Genomic DNA, 20,618 nt, shown 5'->3' with positions numbered 1-20,618 from the left:
GAGAGGACCGCAACCGCCATGCGTATCAGGATCGTCGGCGCCGGGGCCATGGGCCGCGGCATCGCCCAGTGGGCGGCGACCGCCGGACACACCGTCGAGCTGTGCGACGTACGTACGGAGGCGGTGACGACCGCCGTGGACTTCGTACGGTCCATGCTCGAACGGGCCGTGCAGAAGGGCCGGATGTCCGCCGAGGACTCCGCCGCCGCCCTGGAGCGGCTGATCCCGCTGGACGACCCCTGGGTTCAGGGCCCGGATGTCGAGCTGGTCATCGAGGCCGTGCGGGAGGACCTCGACACCAAGACGGAGGTCTTCGGCCGGCTGGAGCAGGCGCTGCCCGCGACGGCCGTCTTCGCGACCAACACCTCGTCCCTGTCGGTCACCCGGATCGCCGCGGCGCTGAAGGACCCGACGCGCCTGGCAGGGCTGCACTTCTTCAACCCCGTGCCGCTGATGAGGATCGTCGAGATCGTGCCGGGTGCGGCCACCCGTGCGGAGATCGTGCCGTCCCTCACCGCGCTCGTCGAGAGCTGCGGGCACCGTGCGGTCACGGTCGCCGACACCCCCGGATTCCTGGTCAATCACGCCGGCCGCGGTCTGGTGACCGAGGCTCTCGCGCTGCTGGAGGAGACGGTCGGCGACCCGGCGGACATCGACCGGATCGCCCGTGATGTGCTCGGCCTGCGGATGGGCCCGTTCGAGCTGATGGACCTCACGGGTCTGGATGTGACGGCCGCGGTGATCGACTCGATCTGGCAGGGATTCCGGTACGCGGACCGGCTCCGCCCCTCCTATCTCACCCCGAACCGGGTGGCCGCCGGGCTGCACGGCCGCAAGACCGGGCGCGGCTGGTTCGACCACGGCTCCGAGGCGCCCGCCCCGGCCCCGGAACCACCGGTCACGGGCGACGCGGACCGTCCGGTGTTCGTCCACGGCGCCGCACCGCAGGACCGGGACGCGGCCGCGCTGCGAGCGGCGCTGGCCGCCGCGGGCGCCGTCGTCGAGACAGGCACGGAGCCGTCCGCCGACGCCCTCGTACTGGTCCCGGTCTGGGGCACCACGGCGGCCTCCGCGATCGCCGCACACCGGCTGCCTGTGGGGCGCACCTTCGGCGTGGACCCGTTGCCTCCGGCCGGCCGGCGCCGGGTGCTGGCCGTGACCCCGGCGGCGGACCCGGCCGCCGCGCGCGACGCCCGCGCGGTGCTGGCCCGAGCGGCGGACGACGACGAGCCCTACGCGGTCTCGGTGGTACGGGACACGGCGGGCTCGGTCGCTCAGCGGCTGCTCGCCTCGATCGTCTCGGTCGCGGCATCGATCGCGGAGCGCTCCATCGCCACCCCCGCCGATATCGACCTGGCCGTCACGGCCGGACTCGGCTACCCCGTCGGCCCGCTGGCCTGGGGCGACCGGATCGGCGCCGAACGGATGCTGGAGCTGCACCGGGCGCTGCACCGCACGACGGGCGACCCGCGTCACCGCCCGAGCCGCTGGGTCACCGAACGCGCCCAGCTCGGCCTGGCGCTGACGGACCCGGGGACGTCACCCGCCGACTGCACCGACTGCACGGCCGGCACCGCGTCGTCGTGACGGAGCGGCGGGACCTGCCGGGGGCTTGCAGTCCCGGCGGGTTCCGCCGTACGCGCCCCGCGGCCCCGGAGATGTCCGAGGATCACAGCCCGCGTCCGTTTCGTACAAGACCCGTGGTGGGGCCCGACCTACGGTCGGAACATGACTCCACGAATGGACGCGATCGGCATCATCACCGCGGATCTGGCCGCATCGCTCGCCTTCTACCGCCGGCTCGGTCTCGACATCCCCGCCGATGCGGAATCCGCACCTCATGTCGAAGTGACGCTCCCGGGCGGGCAGCGAATGCTGTGGGACACCGAGGACGTCATCGGCTCGTTCGACCCCGACTGGACCGCGCCGCGCGGCGGGGAACGCCTCGGACTCGCCTTCCTCTGCGACAGCCCGGCGGAGGTGGACGCGGTGTACAACGACCTGACCGGCGCCGGATACCGGGGACATCTGAAGCCGTGGGACGCGATGTGGGGGCAGCGTTACGCGACGGTTCTCGACCCGGACGGCTGCGCGGTGTCGTTGTTCGCCGCCAGCGGCTGAGGCCGAGTGCCTGCCCGGCCCCGTTACGTGGGCGTGAGGTAGGCGGTCAGGGTGGTCCCGGCCAGGTCGCGCATCTCCCGCGCCAGATGGGCCTGGTCGGTGCAGCCCGCCTCGACCGCCGCCTCGGCGTACGGCGTTCCGGACCGGGCGAGGGTGAGCGCACGCTGCAGCCGCAGGACCCGGGCGAGCATCTTGGGCCCGTAGCCGAAGGCCGCGAGTGAGCGGCGGTGCAGCTGGCGGGCGCCGAGGCCGGCCGTCCGTGCGGTGTCCGCGACGGACCGCCCGGCGCCGAGCTGCGCGGCGACGGACCGCATCACGGGGTCCGGCGGTGCCGTGTCGGCCGCCCGCCGCAGGGCGATGGTCTCCAGTGCGGCGGCGGGGTCGGGTGCTTCGGCGAGGCGCTCGTTGAGTACGCGCACCAGCGCGCCCGGCCACAGGTCCGCGAGGTCGACCCGGCAATCGCGCAGTTCGTGCGCCGGTACGCCGAGGAGCGCGGGGGCCGTGCCGGGCGCGAAGCGGATGCCGGTGTACTGCCCGCCGGTCCCGACGGCCGACGTCCCGGCATGGGTGTCGGGGCCCGCGACGAGCAGCCGTCCGCCGATCCAGAGCAGGTCCATGCAGCCGTCGGGCAGCACCGGATGGACCGATCCTCCCGGCACACTCAGTGTCCACACGGTCGCACCGTCGAACCGCGACGCCCACTCCTCGTACCTGTCGCCCATACCCCCCACGCTATTTCCTTCGGCGAACGGAATCGGTCTGCCGGGGCGCCGCACCGGCCGTACCCGCCGGACAGCGGGCGTCCTCAGTCGTCGGACGGGTTCTTCGGCTTGTCCGACTCCTTGTCGCGGCTCGGCTGCAGCCTGGACTTCACATCGTCCGGCGGCAGGAACCTCGACCAGCGCTCCGGGAACTCGGACGGCATATGGGGACTGTCACCGTCGTCGTCATCGTCGTCGTCCCAGTCCCCGTCCTGGCTCTCCGCCTGCGTCCGCGCGACGAACTCCGCGGCCTGGGCCGCCCGTACCCGGTCATTGGCCGCACGTGCCGCGGCCGTCGCCAGCGAGGGCCACACCCGGTCGATCGCGGCATTGACCGCCGCTCCGACCAGCACCGCGAACGCGGAGATACCGATCCACAGCAGGACGGCGATCGGGGCCGCCAACGAGCCGTAGATCGTGGGCCCCTCGACCGTACTGGTGAGGTAGATCCGCAGCAGGAAGCTGCCGAGCACCCACATCGCGAGCGCCACCAGCGCACCCGGCACGTCCTCGATCCACGGTGAACGGACCGGTACGGACACGTGATAGAGCGTCGTCAGGAACGCGATCGACAGCAGGATCACCAGCGGCCAGTACAGAACGCTTATGACCTCGGTGCCCCACGGGATGAACTCCACGACCCGGTCGGGGCCGACCACGAGCAGCGGCAGCACGACGGCACCGAGCAGCAGCGCGACGACGTACAGCAGGAAGGAGAGCAGCCGCGTCTTGACGATGCCGCGCTGGCCGTCGAGGCCGTACATCACCGTGATCGTGTCGATGAAGACATTGACCGCTCGGGAGCCGGACCAGAGCGCGATGGCGAAACCGATGGAGATGACATCGGGCCGGGCGCCGGTGGTGACGTCCGCCAGCAGCGGTTTGGCGAAGTCGTTCACACCCCGCTGGCTGAGCACCGTCTGCGCGGCGTTGAGGATGTTGCGCTCGATGGAGGCGACCGTGGTGGTGTTGGTCCACTCGTCGACGTAACCGAGCAGACCGATCAGACCGAGGAGCAGCGGAGGCAGCGACAGCAGGGTGAAGAACGCCGCCTCGGCGGCGAGTCCCAGAATGCGGTACTCCATGCACGAGTTGACGGTGTCCTTGAGCAACTGCCAGACCATCTGCCGCTTGGAAACGTTGCGGTAGAGGACTCGGGCCCGGTGGAGCCGACCCGGTGGCCGCTCGGGTGTTTCATTTGCTGCCTGCACGTCCTTACCGTATCGGCATGGCAGCCACCACCCACACAGTGTCCAACCAGGTACCGCCGCTGGTCGGCTATGACGTCTTCGCCGCCGACCGCGCGCTCACGGAGGCGGTGCAACGTCACATGCCGCCCGAGCTCCTCGCCGAGGCCCGGGGCGAGCTCGGCGAGCTGGGCAGATCCGCGGGCTCCGCGCAGGCGCAGGCATGGGGAGTGCAGGCGAACGAGAATCCGCCGGTGCTGCGCTCCCACGACCGGTACGGGAATCGGATCGACGAGGTGGAGTTCCATCCGGCCTGGCACCGGCTGCTGGGTCATGCGGTCGCCGCGGGTCTGACCGACGCCTGGGGCCGGCCGGGCGGCCATGTGCGGCGGGCGGCCGGGTTCCTGGTGTGGACGCAGGCCGAGGCGGGGCACGGCTGCCCGCTGTCGATGACGCATGCGGCGGTGCCCGCGCTGCGGACCGATCCGGCGCTGGCCGCCGACTGGGAGCCGCTGCTGACCTCGAAGGTGTACGAGCAGGGGCTGCGGCCCGCGGCGCAGAAGGCCGGTGTGCTCTTCGGGATGGGCATGACGGAGAAGCAGGGCGGCACGGACGTACGGTCCAATACGACGCGGGCCGAGCCGCTGGCAGCGGAGGGCGAATATCTGCTCACCGGGCACAAGTGGTTCTGTTCGGCGCCGATGTCCGACGGCTTCCTGGTGCTGGCGCAGGCGCCCGCCGGCCTGACGTGTTTTCTGCTGCCCCGGGTGCTGCCCGACGGCACGCGGAACACGTTCGCGATCCAGCGGCTGAAGGACAAACTGGGCAACCGGTCCAATGCGTCGAGCGAGGTCGAGTTCGACGGGACGTGGGCGCGCCGGGTCGGCGACGAGGGGCGCGGGGTGCGCACCATCATCGAGATGGTGGCGGCGACCCGGCTGGACTGTGTGGTCGGTTCGGCGGCACTGATGCGGCAGGCGGTGGCACAGGCGATCCACCACTGCACATACCGCAGCGCGTTCGGCGGGGTGCTGATCGAGAAGCCGCTGATGCGCAATGTGCTGGCCGATCTGGCGCTGGAGTCGGAGGCCGCGACGGTGCTGGCGCTTCGGCTGGCGGCGGCGTACGACGCCGATACGGAGAGCGAACGGGCCTTCCTGCGGATCGCGGTGCCGACGGCGAAGTACTGGGTGACAAAGCGGTGCACGCCGATGGTGGGTGAGGCGCTGGAGTGTCTCGGCGGCAACGGCTATGTCGAGGAGTCCGGGATGCCGCGGCTGCTGCGCGAGGCGCCGCTCAACTCGATCTGGGAGGGCTCCGGGAATGTGCAGGCGCTGGATGTGCTGCGGGCGCTGCAGCGCGAGCCGCTGGCACTGAACGCGTTCCTCCAGGAGGTCGGCAGGGCGCGCGGCGCCGATCACCGGCTGGACGGGGCCATCAAGGACATGCTGACGGAGCTCGCCGATCTGAACGGGATCGAGGCGCGGGCCCGCAGGCTGGTCGAGCGGATGGCTCTGGTGCTGCAGGGTTCGCTGCTGGTGCGCTGGGCGCCGCCGGAAGTCGCCGACGCGTTCTGTGCGTCACGGCTGGGCAGGGACTGGGGCACGGCATTGGGGACGCTGCCGCACAGCCTCGATCTGGCATCCGTCGTGGAACGGGCGCGGCCCGTCGAGCATTAGCCGCAGAGGTACAGCAACGGAGGGTGGTGCTGCGCCGACACGGCACCACCCTCCATGCTGTGCACACCGAACAGCAAGGCACAGGCGCCGCCGTGCGGTGTTCCGTCACTCTCGTACGGACCGGCACTCCCTCGCCAGAGTTGCAAAGGGTTGCAACCATTGTGTGGAGTGCGCACTGCCGGGACCCTCGCGGCGGGCAGGATGGGCCGGGGGCCGTTTGTCCGGTCCTGGCATCTGGGGGGAATGAGAGTGGAGACAAGCGCCGGCGAGGTGACGCGATCGGCTGTGCCGCAGTCCGGCCAGGCCCTACGCATGATCCACCGGGCCAGGGAGGCGAGGCTCGTGGGCGAGCGTTCACCGGTTGCCCCGCGCGCGGAGATCGGCGCCTCGTGGGACCGGGTGCTGCGCAGCGGTGTCGACCCGGATCAGTCCACCGAGAGTGTGCTGCTGGAGATGGACGAGATCGAGCACCGGCGCCGGAGTTCGACGCTGGGCGAGGTGATGCCGCTGCTGAGCGAAGGCCTGGTCTCCCTGGCGGATGCCGCCCAGCAGATCGTGGTGGTCACCGATGTGGAGGGCCGGGTGCTGTGGCGCCAGGGCAATACGGGGGTGCTGCGCCGGGCTGACGACATCTGTCTGGCGGAGGGCGCGGCCTGGGCGGAGGCGAGCACGGGGACGAACGCGATCGGTACGGCGCTCGTCTCGCGCACACCGGTCCAGGTTCATTCGTCGGAGCATTTCGTGCGCAGTCTGCACAGCTGGACCTGCGCGGCGGCCCCGGTGCGTGATCCGCGGGACAGCCGGCTGATCGGCATCGTCGACATCAGCGGTCCGGCGTCCACGTTCCATCCGAGCTCGCTCGCCCTGGTCGGTTCGGTCGCCAGGCTGGCCGGGAGCGAGATCAGGAACCGCCATCTCCAGGCGATCGACCGGCTGCGTTCGGTGGCGGCGCCGCTGCTGTGCCGGCTGGGCGGACGGGCCCTGGCGGTGGACACCCACGGCTGGCTCGCCGCGGTGACCGGGATGCCGCCGGTCGACCGGCTGCCGCTGCCGAAGTCGTTGCAGCCGGGCAGGGTGTGGCTCCCGTCGCTCGGTATGTGCCAGGTCGAGCCGCTGCCCGGCGGCTGGCTGGTGCAGGTCACGGACGGGCCTTCGGACGGGCCGCCGCGACGGGTGGTCCTGGACCTGAGCCTGCCGCGCGGGCTCACGGTCAATGTGGTGAGTGCGGTGGGCACCTGGACGCAGCGGCTCTCGCCGCGCCATGCGGAGCTGCTGTACGCCCTGGCGCTGCACCGCGAGGGGCGTACGGCATCCGAGCTGGCGCAGGACATCTTCGGCGACGCGACCCGGACGGTGACGGTGCGGGCGGAGATCTCGCGGATGCGCCGCCATCTCGCGGAGGTGCTCGCGCACCGCCCGTACCGCTTCGGCGAGGGGGTCGAGGTGGAGGTGATCCAACCGGATCATCCGGCCGATCTGCTGCCGCGCTCAACCGCTCCGGTGGTGGTCAGGGCACGTAAGGGCTCCTAGTACCTCTCTCCCGCCGCTTGCCGGCGGCCCCGCGGTCCGAGCCGCGGACCGGCTTGGGCCCTGGCAGCGCGGCGTGGTTCCCTGGCAGCCATGAGCAACCCCGCGCACACCGCTGCGACCACCGCCGAGGTGACCATCTGGTCCCTGGAACAGACCTCCCCCGACGATCTGCGCCCCGCCGCGGTCCCGGAGGGCGACGTGCGGATCGTACGGTCCGAGATCCCGCTGCCCGAGTTCAGCCGGTTCCTTTACACGGCGGTCGGCGGCGACATCCAGTGGACGGACCGGCTCACGATGACGTACGCGCAGTGGCAGGAGGCCCTGGACCGGCCCGGGGCGGAGACCTGGGTGGCGTACGAGAACGGCACCCCGGCGGGATACATCGAACTGGACCCGCAGGACGACGGCGTGGTCGAGATCATGTACTTCGGGCTGATACCGGCCTTCCGGGGGCGCCGGATAGGCGGCCATCTGCTCTCGCACGGCGTCGCCCGCGCCTGGGACCTGGCGGAACGCTGGCCCGAGCGGACACCGACGAAGCGGGTGTGGCTGCACACCTGCTCCAAGGACGGCCCGCACGCCATGGACAACTATCTGCGGCGCGGCTTCAAGCTGTTCGACACGAAGGTGGAGCTGGAGCCCGAGGCGGCGACGCCGGGGCCGTGGCCGGGGGCGGCGCGGTAGCACGCGGACAGCGACTCCCGGCGACAGGTAGGGAGATTGCGGCCATTGAGGACGGCCAGGCCCGGGCGGGTCGAGTGATGGGCACCACACCGTCTCGTATCACGGGACACTCCCGTCCACATCATGGATAGTGGTGGACTGGCCCGAGATTCGCGTGACAGGCTTCCGTCATGTCTGGAACTGGAATTGCCTTGGTGAGTCGACGCCACGTCGACCTCGGCCGCATGTCCAGCGCCATCTGTCCGGCGGGCTGAGAGTCCCAGCACCGCCGCGATCCCCTTTTCTCTGCAAACCCTGCGCACCGCCGCGCCTCAGCGCGAGTGTGCAGTTCAGAGCCGCCCTCCTGCAGTCCCGAAGGACGTACCGTCATGGCCGCTACCCCGGAACAGCCTGCGACCACCACGCCCCGCCGCAAGGCCGGACGCCACCGTGGCGAAGGCCAGTGGGCCGTGGGGCACCACACTCCGCTCAACGGCAATGAGCAGTTCAAGAAGGACGACGACGGTCTCAATGTGCGGACACGCATTGAGACGATCTACTCCAAGCGCGGTTTCGACTCGATCGACCCCAATGACCTCCGTGGACGCATGCGTTGGTGGGGCCTCTACACCCAGCGCAAGCCCGGGATCGACGGCGGCAAGACCGCGATCCTGGAGCCGGAGGAGCTGGACGACAAGTACTTCATGCTGCGGGTGCGGATCGACGGCGGCCGGCTGACCACCGCGCAGCTGCGGGTCATCGGCGAGATCTCGCAGGAGTACGCGCGCGGCACCGCGGACATCACCGACCGGCAGAACATCCAGCTGCACTGGATCCGCATCGAGGACGTCCCGGCGATCTGGGAGAAGCTGGAGGCCGTCGGGCTCTCCACCACCGAGGCATGCGGCGACTGCCCCCGCGTGATCATCGGCTCCCCGGTGGCCGGGATCGCCGCCGACGAGATCATCGACGGGACGCCGGCGGTCGACGAGATCCACGAGCGCTACATCGGCAACAAGGAATTCTCGAACCTGCCGCGCAAGTTCAAGACCGCGATCTCCGGCTCTCCGGTGCAGGACGTGGTGCACGAGATCAACGACATCGCGTTCGTCGGCGTCGTCCACCCCGAGCACGGCCCGGGCTTCGACGTCTGGGTCGGTGGCGGGCTCTCCACCAACCCGCGTCTCGCCGAGCGGCTGGGCGCCTGGGTGCCTCTCGACGAGGTGCCGGACGTCTGGGCCGGGGTCATCGGCATCTTCCGTGACTACGGGTACCGCCGGCTGCGCACCCGCGCCCGCCTGAAGTTCCTGATGGCCGACTGGGGCCCGGCGAAGTTCCGCCAGGTACTGGAGGACGAGTACCTGAAGCGTCCGCTCGTCGACGGGCCCGCGCCCGCGGAGCCCAGCAGCCGCTGGCGCGACCACATCGGCGTCCACCAGCAGAAGGACGGCCGGTTCTACCTCGGATTCGCACCCCGGGTCGGCCGTGTGGACGGCTCCACCCTGGCCAAGATCGCCGACCTGGCTGCCGCCCACGGCTCGGACCGGCTGCGCACCACCGTCGAGCAGAAGATGCTCATCCTCGATGTGGAACGGGACCAGGTGGACTCCCTGGTCGCCGGCCTCGAAGCGCTCGACTTCCAGGTGAAGCCCTCTCCGTTCCGGCGGGGCACGATGGCCTGCACCGGCATCGAGTTCTGCAAGCTGGCGATCGTCGAGACGAAGGCGCGCGGCGCCTCGCTGATCGACGAACTGGAGCGCCGCCTGCCGGAGTTCGACGAGCCGCTCACCATCAACATCAACGGCTGCCCCAACGCCTGCGCCCGCATCCAGACCGCGGACATCGGCCTCAAGGGCCAGCTCGTCCTGGACGCCGACGGCAACCAGGTCGAGGGCTACCAGGTGCACCTGGGCGGCGCCCTGGGCCTGGAGGCCGGGTTCGGCCGGAAGGTCCGCGGTCTGAAGGTCACTTCGGCCGAACTGCCCGACTATGTCGAGCGGGTCCTGGGCCGCTTCCAGGAGGAGCGCGAGGACGGCGAGCGGTTCGCGGCCTGGGCGGCGCGCGCCAGTGCGGAGTCGCTGTCATGAGCGAACGCGCCGCCCCGTTCTACTGCCCCTACTGCGGCGACGAGGACCTGCGCCCGCACGAGACCGGCCACGGCGCCTGGGAATGTGCCTCCTGCAACCGCGCGTTCCAGCTGAAGTTCCTGGGTCTGCTGACCCGGGGGCTCACGCGCAATGACGCTGAAGGGGACGGGATATGACGGACACTCTGCAGACCGGTGATCTCAGGAGCCTGGCCGAGCACGCGGGCCGGGAGCTGGAGGACGCCTCCCCGCTGGAGATCCTGAAGTGGGCCGCAGACACCTTCGGCAAGCGGTTCTGCGTCACGTCCTCCATGGAGGACGCCGTCGTCGCCCACCTCGCATCGCGCGCCTTTCCGGGTGTGGACGTCGTCTTCCTCGACACCGGCTACCACTTCCCCGAGACGATCGGCACCCGCGACGCGGTCGAGGCCGTGATGGACGTCGACGTCATCACGCTGACTCCGCGTCAGTCCGTGGCCGAGCAGGACGCCGAGTACGGACCGAAGCTGCACGACCGCGACCCGGACCTGTGCTGCAAGCTGCGGAAGGTCAAGCCCCTTGAAGAGGGCCTGACTTCGTACGCGGCCTGGGCGACCGGGCTGCGCCGCGACGAGTCCCCCACCCGGGCGAACACCCCGGTCGTCGGCTGGGACGAGAAGCGGCAGAAGGTGAAGATCTCGCCGATCGCCCGCTGGACGCAGGACGACGTCGACGCGTACGTGGCGGAGCACGGCGTTCTCACCAACCCGCTGCTGATGGACGGTTACGCCTCCGTGGGCTGCGCGCCCTGCACCCGCCGGGTGCTGGAGGGCGAGGACGCACGCGCCGGACGCTGGGCCGGCCGGGGCAAGACCGAGTGCGGGCTGCACGACTGATGACGACTGATCAGGAGACTTCGATGAGCGTGACGGAGACGGGAGCCACCATCTGGCTGACCGGTCTGCCGAGCGCGGGCAAGACCACCATCGCGTACGAACTCGCCGGGCGGCTGCGCGGCGAGGGCCACCGCGTGGAAGTGCTCGACGGCGACGAGATCCGGGAGTTCCTCTCCGCGGGTCTCGGCTTCTCCCGCGAGGACCGCCACACCAACGTCCAGCGGATCGGCTTCGTCGCCGAGCTGCTGGCGGCCAACGGCGTGAAGGTGCTGGTCCCGGTCATCGCCCCGTACGCGGACAGCCGGGACGCGGTACGCAAGCGGCACCAGGCCGAGGGCACCGCGTACCTGGAGGTGCATGTCGCGACTCCGGTCGAGGTGTGCTCCGTACGCGATGTGAAGGGCCTCTACGCCAAGCAGGCGGCCGGCGAGATCAGCGGGCTCACCGGGGTCGACGACCCGTACGAGGCGCCCGAGTCGCCGGATCTGCGGATCGAGTCGCACCGGCAGACCGTGCAGGAGTCCGCGGCGGAGCTGTATACGCTGCTGAGCGAGAGGGGTGCAGCGTGACGACCGTCGCGACTGTGTCGGAAGGCACCGACAATCCGTACGCACTCAGCCACCTCGACTCCCTGGAGTCCGAGGCCGTACACATCTTCCGCGAGGTGGCGGGCGAGTTCGAGCGGCCGGTGATCCTGTTCTCCGGCGGCAAGGACTCCATCGTGATGCTGCATCTGGCGCTCAAGGCGTTCGCGCCCGCGCCGGTGCCGTTCACGCTGCTGCACGTCGACACCGGGCACAACTTCCCCGAGGTGCTGGAGTACCGCGACCGGACGGTGGCCCGGCACGGGCTGCGGCTCCATGTCGCCTCCGTGCAGGAGTACATCGACGCCGGGAAGCTCCGCGAACGCCCGGACGGCACCCGTAACCCGCTGCAGACCGTGCCGCTGACCGAGGCGATCCAGCAGCACCGCTTCGACGCCGTGTTCGGCGGCGGGCGCCGTGACGAGGAGAAGGCGCGCGCCAAGGAGCGGGTCTTCTCGCTGCGCGACGAGTTCTCCCAGTGGGATCCGCGCCGCCAGCGCCCCGAGCTGTGGCAGCTGTACAACGGCCGGCACGCCCCCGGTGAGCACGTCCGGGTCTTCCCGATCTCCAACTGGACCGAGCTGGACGTCTGGCAGTACATCGCCCGTGAGGGCATCGAGCTTCCGCAGATCTACTTCGCCCATGAGCGCGAGGTCTTCAACCGCTCCGGCATGTGGCTGACCGCGGGCGGCTGGGGCGGCCCCAAGGAGGGCGAGCAGGTCGAGACCCGGCAGGTGCGCTACCGCACGGTCGGTGACATGTCGTGCACCGGCGCCGTCGACTCGGATGCGACGACGCTGGACGCCGTGATCACCGAGATCGCCGCCTCCCGGCTCACCGAGCGGGGCGCGACGCGTGCCGACGACAAGATGTCCGAGGCCGCGATGGAAGACCGTAAGCGCGAGGGGTACTTCTAGGATGACCGCACTCACCCAGCACACAGAGCAGTTGTCGACCACGACCCTGCTGCGGTTCGCCACCGCGGGGTCCGTCGACGACGGCAAGTCCACCCTCGTGGGACGTCTTCTGCACGACTCCAAGTCGGTCCTCACCGACCAGCTGGAGGCCGTCGAGCACGCCTCGCGCAGCCGGGGCCAGGAGGCGCCCGACCTGGCGCTGCTGACCGACGGGCTGCGGGCCGAGCGCGAACAGGGCATCACCATCGATGTCGCCTACCGCTACTTCGCGACGCCCCGCCGCCGGTTCATCCTGGCCGACACCCCGGGGCATGTGCAGTACACCCGGAACATGGTGACGGGCGCCTCGACGGCCGAGCTCGCCGTCGTCCTGGTCGACGCCCGCAACGGTGTCGTCGAGCAGACCCGCCGCCACGCCGCGGTCGCCGCGCTGCTGCGGGTGCCGCATGTGGTCCTCGCCGTCAACAAGATGGACCTGGTCGACTACGCGGAGCCCGTATTCGCCGCCATCGCCGAGGAGTTCACCGCGTACGCCGCATCCCTCGGCGTCCCGGAGATCACAGCGATCCCGATCTCCGCGCTGGCCGGTGACAACGTCGTGGAACCGTCCTCGCACATGGACTGGTACGGCGGCCCGACGGTCCTTGAACACCTGGAGACGGTGCCGGTCAGCCATGACCTCACCGCCTGCCACGCCCGCTTCCCCGTCCAGTACGTCATCCGGCCGCAGACGGCCGAGCACCCGGACTACCGGGGCTACGCGGGCCAGATAGCGGCCGGTGCCTTCCGCGTCGGCGAGGCCGTCACCGTCCTGCCCTCGGGCCGTACGTCGACGGTCACCGCCATCGACGCGCTCGGCGAGAGCGTGGACATCGCCTGGGCGCCCCAGTCGGTGACGATCCGGCTGGCCGACGACATCGACATCTCGCGCGGTGATCTGATCGCCCCGGCCGGCGACGCGCCGGCGGTCACGAGGGACGTCGAGGCGACCGTCTGCCATGTCGCGGACCAGCCGCTCACCGTGGGCCAGCGGGTGCTGCTCAAGCACACCACCCGCACGGTCAAGGCGATCGTGAAGGACATCCCCTCGCGCCTCACGCTGGACGACCTCTCCCAGCACCCGGCGCCCGGCCGGCTCGTCGCCAACGACATCGGCCGGGTCGTCGTCCGCACCGCGGAGCCGCTGGCGCTCGACGCGTACGCGGACTCCCGGCGCACCGGCTCCTTCCTTCTGATCGACCCGGCGGACGGCACCACGCTGACGGCCGGCATGGCCGGTGCCTCGTTCGCCGCCGTGGCCGGGCCCGAGGACGCGGCCACCGACGACGCCGAATGGAACTTCTGATGAGTATCGACATCTACTCCACTTTCGCGAAGGAGGGCGGCCGCGTCGGCAGCGGCGCCCTCGGCAGCGGCCAGGGCGGCGTCGCGCGATGTGCGCGATGACGTACGCGCACTGCCTGCGCGCCCGCCTGCACCAACCGCACCGCCTGCACAGCCAGTTCAGACGAAGACCTGCCGACTTCCCGGCCGCGTCCCCGTAGTTTCCCAGGGGCGCGATCACCGGGCCAACGAGAGGAAAACCTCCCGTGCCTGCCCCCCGTACCACGCTCCGCCGCAGCCTCGCCGCTGCCGCCGCCCTGCCGCTGCTCGCCGTGGCGCTCACCGCCTGCGGCTACGGCTCCGAGGCGAAGGACGACGACTCCACGAAGCCGGACGTCGCCGCCGACGCGAAGAAGCTCTCCACCGACACCGTGCGGATCGGCTACTTCCCCAACCTCACGCACGCCACCGCGCTGGTCGGCGACCAGGAGGGGCTCTTCCAGAAGGAACTCGGCGGCACCCGGCTCAAGACCTCGCAGTTCAATGCGGGCCCTTCCGAGATCGAGGCGCTCAACGCCGACTCGATCGACATCGGCTTCATCGGCCCGTCGCCCTCCATCAACGGTTTCACCAAGTCCAAGGGCAAGAACCTGCGGATCATCGGCGGCTCCGCCTCCGGCGGGGTGAAGCTGGTCGTGAACCCGAAGAAGATCAAGTCCCTGGACGACCTCAAGGGCAAGAAGATCGCCACCCCGCAGCTCGGCAACACGCAGGACGTGGCCTTCCTCAACTGGATCTCCGAGAAGGGCTGGAAGGTCGACGCCCAGAGCGGCAAGGGCGACGTCTCCGTGGTCCGTACGGACAACAAGGTGACCCCGGACGCCTACAAGTCCGGTTCCATCGACGGCGCCTGGGTCCCCGAGCCCACCGCGTCCAAGCTGGTCGCCGAGGGGGCCGAGGAACTGCTCGACGAGTCGACGCTGTGGCCGGAGAACAAGTTCGTGATCACGAACATCATCGTGTCGCAGAAGTTCCTCGGCGAGCACCCCGACGTCGTCGAGGCGGTGCTGCGCGGCTCGGTGAAGACCAACGCGTGGATCAACGCCAACCCGGACAAGGCGAAGGCCTCCGCCAACGCGGCGCTCGCCAAGCTGACCGGCAAGGCGCTGCCCGCCGAGGTCCTCGACCCGGCGTGGAAGTCGATCCAGATCACCGATGACCCGCTGGCCGCCACGCTCGACGCGCAGGCCGAGCACGCGGTGAAGGCCGGCCTGCTGGAGAAGCCGGACCTGACCGGCATCTACGACCTGAAGCCGCTGAACAAGGTCCTGAAGGCCGCGGGCAGGCCCGAGGTCGCCGACGCCGGTCTCGGCGTCAAGTAAGCCACCCGAACCCGAACCCAGGTTTCCCAGGAGGTGACGACCATGGCGACCACCCTCACCAAGGCCGAGGACCGTACAGCGGTCGGGCACGCCGCCCGTATCGCACATGTCTCCAAGTCCTTCGGCGGACCGGAGGGGCAGCAGCTCGTCCTGGACGACATCACGCTCGATGTCGCACCGGGCGAGTTCGTCACCCTCCTGGGAGCCTCCGGGTGCGGAAAGTCGACGCTGCTCAATCTGGTGGCCGGACTCGACCGCCCGACCGCGGGGTCCATCGAGACCCCCGGCGGGCGGCCGGCCCTGATGTTCCAGGAGCACGCCCTGTTCCCGTGGCTGACCGCGGGCAAGAACATCGAACTCGCGCTGCGGCTGCGCGGCGTACCCAAGTCGCAGCGCCGCACGGAGGCGGAGCGGCTGCTGGAACTCGTACGGCTGGGCGGGGCGTACGGGAAGCGTGTGCATGAACTCTCGGGCGGTATGCGGCAGCGGGTGGCAATGGCCCGGGCCCTCGCCCAGGACAGTCAACTGCTGCTGATGGACGAGCCGTTCGCCGCACTCGACGCCATCACCCGGGATGTGCTGCACGACGAGCTGACCCGGATCTGGCGCGAGACGAACGTCTCGGTCCTCTTCGTCACACACAATGTGCGCGAGGCGGTGCGGCTCGCCGAGCGGGTCGTCCTGCTGTCGTCCCGCCCCGGCAGGATCGCCCGCGAGTGGACGGTCGACATCGAGCAGCCGCGCCGTATCGAGGACAACGCGGTCGCGGAGCTGTCCGTCGAGATCACCGAACAACTGCGTGGGGAGATCCGCCGTCATGGCCAGCACTGACACGAAGCCCGACGATCTGGCCGGTCTGGAGGCCGGGCTCGACGCGCTGGACGCCGTGCAGGTGCGCCGCACCCCGGTGCGCGAGGTGCTGCTGCGCAAGGTGCTGCCGCCCGTGCTCGCGGTGGCGCTGGTGATCATCGTCTGGCAGCTGCTCGTCGAGGCCCAGGTCACCGACGACTACAAGCTGCCGTCACCGGCCGCGGTGTGGAACAGCGCGTCCGACATGTGGCTGCAGGGGACGCTGCTGGAGGTCGTCTGGACCAGCATCTCGCGCGGTCTGCTCGGCTTCCTGATGGCCGTGGCCATCGGTACGCCGCTGGGTCTGCTGGTCGCCCGGGTGAAGTTCGTACGGGCCGCGATCGGCCCGATCCTGTCCGGGCTGCAGTCCCTGCCGTCGGTCGCCTGGGTGGCACCGGCCGTGATCTGGCTCGGGCTGAACGACAAGATGATGTACGCCGTGATCCTGCTGGGCGCCGTCCCCTCGGTCGCCAACGGGCTGGTCTCCGGCGTCGACCAGGTGCCGCCGCTGTTCCTGAGGGCGGGCCGTACGCTCGGCGCGACCGGGCTGCGCGGGACCTGGCACATCGTGCTGCCGGCCGCGTTGCCCGGCTATCTGGCCGGTCTCAAGCAGGGCTGGGCGTTCTCCTGGCGCTCGCTGATGGCCGCCGAGATCATCGCATCCTCCCCCGATCTCGGCCTGGGGCTCGGCCAGTTGCTGGAGAACGGCCGCAACAACGCGGACATGCCCGGCATCTTCCTCGCCATCATCCTGATTCTGTTCGTCGGCATCGCGATCGACCTGCTGATCTTCAGTCCGCTGGAGCGGTGGGTGCTGCGCAGCCGCGGTCTCCTCGTCAAGAACTGAGTCACGCCATGTCCGCCCCGGTCCTCCTCGTCATCGCCCACGGCAGCCGCGACCCGCGGCACGCGGCGACGGTGCACGCGCTCACCGCGCGGGTACGGTCGCTGCGGCCGGGGCTGCGCGTGGAGACCGGTTTCCTGGATTTCAACGCGCCGTCGATACCAAGGGTGCTGGAGCGGCTGGCCGCAGAAGGCGCGGGGGACGTCATCGCGCTCCCCCTGCTGCTCACCCGGGCCTTCCACGCCAAGTCCGACATCCCCACGGTGCTGCACGAGGCCCGGACCGGACTGCCTCGGCTGCGCATCCGGCAGGCCGAGGTGCTCGGCCCGTCACCCCTGCTGAATTCGGCACTGGAACGGCGGCTGTACGAAGCCGGGATCCGTCCCGGTGACCGAAGCTCGACCGGGCTCGTCCTGGCCTCGGCGGGCTCCACAGACCCGGAGGCGATCGCAGTGATCGCTGAAATCGCGCGGGAGCTGCGGCACACCGGTTGGTGCGCCGTGCGGCCTGCGTTCGCCTCCGCTGCATCTCCCGCGGGGTTCCCCCGCACCGAGGACGCGGTACGGGCCCTGCGGACCGAAGGTGTGCGGCGGGTGGCGGTGGCCCCTTACGTCATCGCACCCGGCCGGCTCCCGGACCGTATCGCCGCGGGCGCGGCCGGGGCGGATGTACTGGCCGATGTCCTGGGTCCGTCAGCGGAGTTGGCGCGACTGCTGCTGACCCGGTACGACGAGGCCCGTGTCCCGCTCGCACGGCCGGCGCCGCTCAGCGCGTAGAGCTCGGCACGTGGAGGCCGGCATTCATCAGCCCACATCCAGGCTGCCCGCGTCCGGCGTGCGGTGAGTGGTCATGCGTCGGGCTCAGCCAGGTATTGGCCCACTGATCCGGGTCATTCATCGTCCGGTCGGCTGGGCCACTTTCAGGCCCCGGTCCAGTGCGGGTCGCGGCCGCTGTGGGCCAGTGCCCGTTCGAACACCGACGCCGATGCGGGCACCGTCACCTCGTCGGCGAAGCCGTCGTACTGCCGGTAGAGCGCGGCGGTACCGTCGACGACATCGAGGACATGGGCGGCCGCCGCGTCGGAGAGCCGGACCTCCTCTCCGACGGCGCGGGCCACGTCCCAGGTGTGCAGGGCCGTCTCCTCGATGAGCATCGCGGCGATCTCTGAGGCCGGGGAGGTCGAACCCCCGAGGTCGATCTCGCCCTCCCAGGCCGCCGGATCCGACCAGGCGGCGACGGCGCGGTCCAGTTGCGCCGCGTACTTCTGCGCCCAGTCGGCATCGGCGGTGAAGTCACGGGTGGTGAGCTCGTCCGGGAGGTCCTTGCGCAGGGCGCGGTGCTCCAGGCCGTAGGAGGTGTACAGCACCCAGTGGTTGATGAGCCGGCGCAGGTCCCAGTCGCCGCAGGGTGTGGTGGGTACGTCGAGCTGTTCGGCGCTGATGGAGCGGGCGATACGGGCCGCCTCGGCAGCGCATTCGGTCATATGAGCGTGCTCGTTCTTCATACGCCCCACCCTAGGACGGGTCCCTGCCTCCGTATTGAAGAAAGGCGACAGCGGCCCGGACCTGCGCTTCAGGAGGCGGCGTCGACGTGTGCGACAAGTTCGGCCACGGACATCGAGCCGGGATCCCGGCGCTCGAGCGCGAACGTGTTCGCGGTGCGCCGCAGGACGTCATTGACCGGAGTGGGTACGCCATGGAGCCGGCCGAGCAGCACGATCTCGCCGTTGAGGTGGTCGGCCTCGATCGTGCCCGTGCCCCGGCTGAGACTCTGCCAGGACGAACCGGCGCCGCGCGGGGACCCGTCGAACGGCTCGAAGCGGATTCTGCCGGACCGGGCCTCGGCCTGTTCCTCCTGGCCGACCGCATCGATCCCGGCGGCCGCGAGCACGGCCCGGCCCTCGGCGAGTGCCCGCTCGAACAGGGCGAACGCGTCCTGTTCGGCGAGCGGGCCGGTGACGGCCTCGATCGCGTTGGCGAGGTTGGAGAGCAGCTTGCCGTACTTCCAGCGCATCACGTCCGGCACGACCGGCGCGAGCGGTTGTGGCGCCGATTGCCACTAGTGTTCCCGTTATGTCTTTCACGTCACCCCCTCTCGATGATGTGTTCCTGCTCGGCGGCGAGCTGCCCGTACGCCGTCTCGGATACGGCACCGCCCAGCTGACCGGCCCTGGATACTGGGGGCCGCGCGGGGAGCGGCAGGACGCCGTGGCCGTCCTGCGGGCAGCCGTCGAGCGGGGTGTCACGCTCATCGACACCGCCGACAACTACGGCCCCGGGCTGGCCGAGGAGCTGGTGGCCGAGGCCCTTCACCCGTATCGCGAGCATCTGGTGATCGCGACCAAGGGCGGTGTGGTGCGCACAAGCGACAGTGCCTGGCACATCGCGGGCCGTCCCGAGCAGTTGCGGGCGATGTGCGAAGCCAGTCTGCGGCGGCTGCGGACCGACCGGATCGACCTCTACCAGTTGCACCGGCTGGACCCGGACGTACCCATGGCCGACCAGCTGGGCACCCTGGATGCGCTGAGGCAGGAGGGTAAGATCCGGTACATCGGTCTGGACACCCTCACCGCCGACCAGCTGGAGCAGGCTCTCTCCCTGACCGGGATCGCCTCGGTGCAGAACCGCTTCAATCTCCTCGACCGTTCGTCGGACGCGGTACTGAAGCTGTGCGAGACCCACCACCTGGCTTTTCTGCCCTGGTTCCCACTGGCCAACGGTGCTCTGACCGGCGAGGCAGCTGCGGCGCTCGCCGGTGTCGCCGATCGGCACGGTGCCACCCGCGGGCAGATCGCCCTCGCCTGGCTGCTGCACCGCTCCCCTGTGCTGTGCCCTACTCCGGGCACCGGTTCGCCCGTCCATCTGGCGGAGAACCTGGGGGCGCGGGAGATCCGGCTGTCCGCCGAGGACATGAGCTTCCTGGAGGCGCTCGCACCCGCATGAAGGAGTACCCGCACGTGACCACACGTACCACCGCCGCTGTTCCCGCCCCGGCCGGCGCTTCCGGTTCCCCCGCCGCCGTCCCGGTGATCCGGGCCGAGGATGTCTCGCTCGTCCGGGAGGGCAATGTCCTGCTCGATTCGGTCTCCCTGACCGTACGCAGCGGTGAGCACTGGGCCCTGCTCGGTGCGAACGGGGCCGGAAAGAGCACGCTGCTGGGGCTGCTCGGCGCGGTCAACCACCCCACCAGGGGCTCGGTCGAGGTGCTGGGGCGGACCCTCGGGAGGGTCGATCTGCGGGAGCTGCGGTCGCTGCTCGGTCATGTCGATCCGCGCCATCCGCTGCGTTCGCCGCTGTCGGTTCACGAGGTGGTGCTGACCGGTCTGAGCAACTCGGTCGAGCCGGTGCCGCGCCGGTCCGCGAGCCAGGAACAGCGGGCGCAGGCGGATCAGCTCCTGAAGATGCTCGGCATGGGCGGCAGGACCCGGTCTCGCTGGCCCGCGCTCTCGCAGGGTGAGCGCGGCCGTACGCTCATCGCGCGCGCTCTGATGCCGCAACCGAGGCTGCTGCTGCTCGACGAGCCGGCCACTGGTCTTGATCTTGCCGCCCGTGAGCAGTTGCTCGACAGTCTGGACACGCTGCGCGAGGAACATCCGGAGCTGGCGACGGTCCTGGTCACACACCATCTGGAGGAGCTGCCCGCCTCGACGACGCATGCAATGCTGCTGCGGGGCGGCCGGTGCGTTGCATCGGGCCCGGCCGACGAGGTACTGACCACCGATCAGGTCAGCGACTGCTTCGGACATCCGGTGCGGATCTCCCGTACGGACGGCCGGTGGACGGCGCGGGCGCAGCGCGTCACCCGTCGCTGAACGGGT

20 protein-coding genes and 2 pseudogenes are annotated in these 20,618 nt (G+C 70.4%); 18 read left to right on the top strand and 4 right to left on the bottom strand.

Going from position 1 to position 20,618, the window contains the following annotated elements; translation table 11 throughout:
* Nucleotides 1-18 precede the first annotated feature (18 nt).
* Nucleotides 19-1,587: a 3-hydroxyacyl-CoA dehydrogenase gene (locus ACFVYE_RS03835; RefSeq protein WP_383962980.1), complete on the top strand. Its 1,569-nt coding sequence runs from the start codon at nt 19-21 to the stop codon at nt 1,585-1,587.
* A 141-nt stretch (nt 1,588-1,728) separates the two neighbouring features.
* Nucleotides 1,729-2,121, top strand: coding sequence for a VOC family protein (locus tag ACFVYE_RS03830; RefSeq protein WP_383962982.1), 393 nt, complete (start codon nt 1,729-1,731; stop codon nt 2,119-2,121).
* Here the strand turns inward: ACFVYE_RS03830 and ACFVYE_RS03825 are convergent.
* Both ACFVYE_RS03825 and ACFVYE_RS03820 read right to left on the bottom strand, forming a co-directional pair.
* Nucleotides 2,061-2,843: pseudogene (locus ACFVYE_RS03825) on the bottom strand (DUF6597 domain-containing transcriptional factor). The gene ACFVYE_RS03830 and the pseudogene ACFVYE_RS03825 sit on opposite strands and share 61 nt — an antisense overlap.
* An 83-nt stretch (nt 2,844-2,926) precedes the next feature.
* Nucleotides 2,927-4,093 (bottom strand): YihY/virulence factor BrkB family protein, encoded by a 1,167-nt coding sequence (locus ACFVYE_RS03820; RefSeq protein ID WP_389603909.1) that lies wholly within the window; start codon nt 4,091-4,093, stop codon nt 2,927-2,929.
* A 17-nt stretch (nt 4,094-4,110) separates the two neighbouring features.
* On the opposite strand from ACFVYE_RS03820, the gene ACFVYE_RS03815 reads away from it, so the two are divergent.
* The 14 genes from ACFVYE_RS03815 (at nt 4,111) to ACFVYE_RS03750 (ending at nt 17,577) form a co-directional block, all read left to right on the top strand.
* Nucleotides 4,111-5,748 (top strand): acyl-CoA dehydrogenase family protein, encoded by a 1,638-nt coding sequence (locus ACFVYE_RS03815; RefSeq protein ID WP_383962988.1) that lies wholly within the window; start codon nt 4,111-4,113, stop codon nt 5,746-5,748.
* A gap of 243 nt (nt 5,749-5,991) precedes the next feature.
* Entirely contained in the window at nt 5,992-7,278 is a 1,287-nt protein-coding gene (locus tag ACFVYE_RS03810) for a GAF domain-containing protein (RefSeq protein ID WP_383962991.1), read from the top strand.
* Between the two features lie 90 nt (nt 7,279-7,368).
* Nucleotides 7,369-7,962: a GNAT family N-acetyltransferase gene (locus tag ACFVYE_RS03805; RefSeq protein ID WP_383962995.1), complete on the top strand. Its 594-nt coding sequence runs from the start codon at nt 7,369-7,371 to the stop codon at nt 7,960-7,962.
* A gap of 170 nt (nt 7,963-8,132) precedes the next feature.
* Nucleotides 8,133-8,216 carry a putative leader peptide gene (locus ACFVYE_RS03800; protein WP_309500612.1) on the top strand — a complete coding sequence of 28 codons (84 nt, stop codon included), beginning with the start codon at nt 8,133-8,135 and terminating at the stop codon, nt 8,214-8,216.
* A gap of 114 nt (nt 8,217-8,330) precedes the next feature.
* On the top strand, nt 8,331-10,028 hold the full coding sequence (locus tag ACFVYE_RS03795; protein WP_389603907.1) for a nitrite/sulfite reductase: 1,698 nt from the start codon (nt 8,331-8,333) through the stop codon (nt 10,026-10,028).
* Nucleotides 10,025-10,204: a hypothetical protein gene (locus tag ACFVYE_RS03790; protein ID WP_383963001.1), complete on the top strand. Its 180-nt coding sequence runs from the start codon at nt 10,025-10,027 to the stop codon at nt 10,202-10,204. The genes ACFVYE_RS03795 and ACFVYE_RS03790 overlap by 4 nt, the downstream gene beginning before the upstream one ends.
* On the top strand, nt 10,201-10,902 hold the full coding sequence (locus ACFVYE_RS03785; RefSeq protein WP_383963004.1) for a phosphoadenylyl-sulfate reductase: 702 nt from the start codon (nt 10,201-10,203) through the stop codon (nt 10,900-10,902). The genes ACFVYE_RS03790 and ACFVYE_RS03785 overlap by 4 nt, the downstream gene beginning before the upstream one ends.
* A gap of 23 nt (nt 10,903-10,925) precedes the next feature.
* Nucleotides 10,926-11,471, top strand: coding sequence for an adenylyl-sulfate kinase (gene cysC, locus ACFVYE_RS03780; RefSeq protein WP_389603905.1), 546 nt, complete (start codon nt 10,926-10,928; stop codon nt 11,469-11,471).
* Entirely contained in the window at nt 11,468-12,403 is a 936-nt protein-coding gene (gene cysD / locus ACFVYE_RS03775) for a sulfate adenylyltransferase subunit CysD (protein ID WP_383963007.1), read from the top strand. The genes cysC and cysD overlap by 4 nt, the downstream gene beginning before the upstream one ends.
* A gap of 1 nt (nt 12,404) precedes the next feature.
* Nucleotides 12,405-13,748 carry a sulfate adenylyltransferase subunit 1 gene (locus tag ACFVYE_RS03770; RefSeq protein ID WP_383963010.1) on the top strand — a complete coding sequence of 448 codons (1,344 nt, stop codon included), beginning with the start codon at nt 12,405-12,407 and terminating at the stop codon, nt 13,746-13,748.
* Nucleotides 13,749-13,992: 244 nt separating this feature from the next.
* Nucleotides 13,993-15,108 (top strand): aliphatic sulfonate ABC transporter substrate-binding protein, encoded by a 1,116-nt coding sequence (locus ACFVYE_RS03765; RefSeq protein WP_383963013.1) that lies wholly within the window; start codon nt 13,993-13,995, stop codon nt 15,106-15,108.
* Between the two features lie 42 nt (nt 15,109-15,150).
* Entirely contained in the window at nt 15,151-15,939 is a 789-nt protein-coding gene (locus tag ACFVYE_RS03760) for an ABC transporter ATP-binding protein (RefSeq protein ID WP_383963017.1), read from the top strand.
* Entirely contained in the window at nt 15,926-16,804 is an 879-nt protein-coding gene (locus tag ACFVYE_RS03755; RefSeq protein WP_383963020.1) for an ABC transporter permease, read from the top strand. Before ACFVYE_RS03760 ends, ACFVYE_RS03755 begins: the two co-directional genes overlap by 14 nt.
* A gap of 8 nt (nt 16,805-16,812) precedes the next feature.
* On the top strand, nt 16,813-17,577 hold the full coding sequence (locus ACFVYE_RS03750; RefSeq protein WP_389603902.1) for a sirohydrochlorin chelatase: 765 nt from the start codon (nt 16,813-16,815) through the stop codon (nt 17,575-17,577).
* Between the two features lie 143 nt (nt 17,578-17,720).
* Here the strand turns inward: ACFVYE_RS03750 and ACFVYE_RS03745 are convergent, their stop codons facing one another.
* Together ACFVYE_RS03745 and ACFVYE_RS03740 are read right to left on the bottom strand one after the other, a co-directional pair.
* Nucleotides 17,721-18,305, bottom strand: coding sequence for a TIGR03086 family metal-binding protein (locus ACFVYE_RS03745; RefSeq protein ID WP_383963026.1), 585 nt, complete (start codon nt 18,303-18,305; stop codon nt 17,721-17,723).
* Between the two features lie 68 nt (nt 18,306-18,373).
* Nucleotides 18,374-18,835, bottom strand: a pseudogene (locus tag ACFVYE_RS03740) (ketopantoate reductase family protein); the annotation flags it as partial.
* A gap of 38 nt (nt 18,836-18,873) precedes the next feature.
* On the opposite strand from ACFVYE_RS03740, the gene ACFVYE_RS03735 reads away from it, so the two are divergent.
* Nucleotides 18,874-19,743: an aldo/keto reductase gene (locus ACFVYE_RS03735; RefSeq protein ID WP_389603900.1), complete on the top strand. Its 870-nt coding sequence runs from the start codon at nt 18,874-18,876 to the stop codon at nt 19,741-19,743.
* Between the two features lie 83 nt (nt 19,744-19,826).
* Nucleotides 19,827-20,612, top strand: a complete 786-nt coding sequence (locus ACFVYE_RS03730; protein WP_389604137.1) for an ABC transporter ATP-binding protein — start codon at nt 19,827-19,829, stop codon at nt 20,610-20,612.
* Nucleotides 20,613-20,618 lie beyond the last annotated feature (6 nt).

This window comes from Streptomyces sp. NPDC058239, assembly GCF_042882185.1.
Taxonomy (GTDB): Bacteria; Actinomycetota; Actinomycetes; order Streptomycetales; family Streptomycetaceae; genus Streptomyces.
This window is presented reverse-complemented; position numbering and strand designations above follow the sequence as displayed.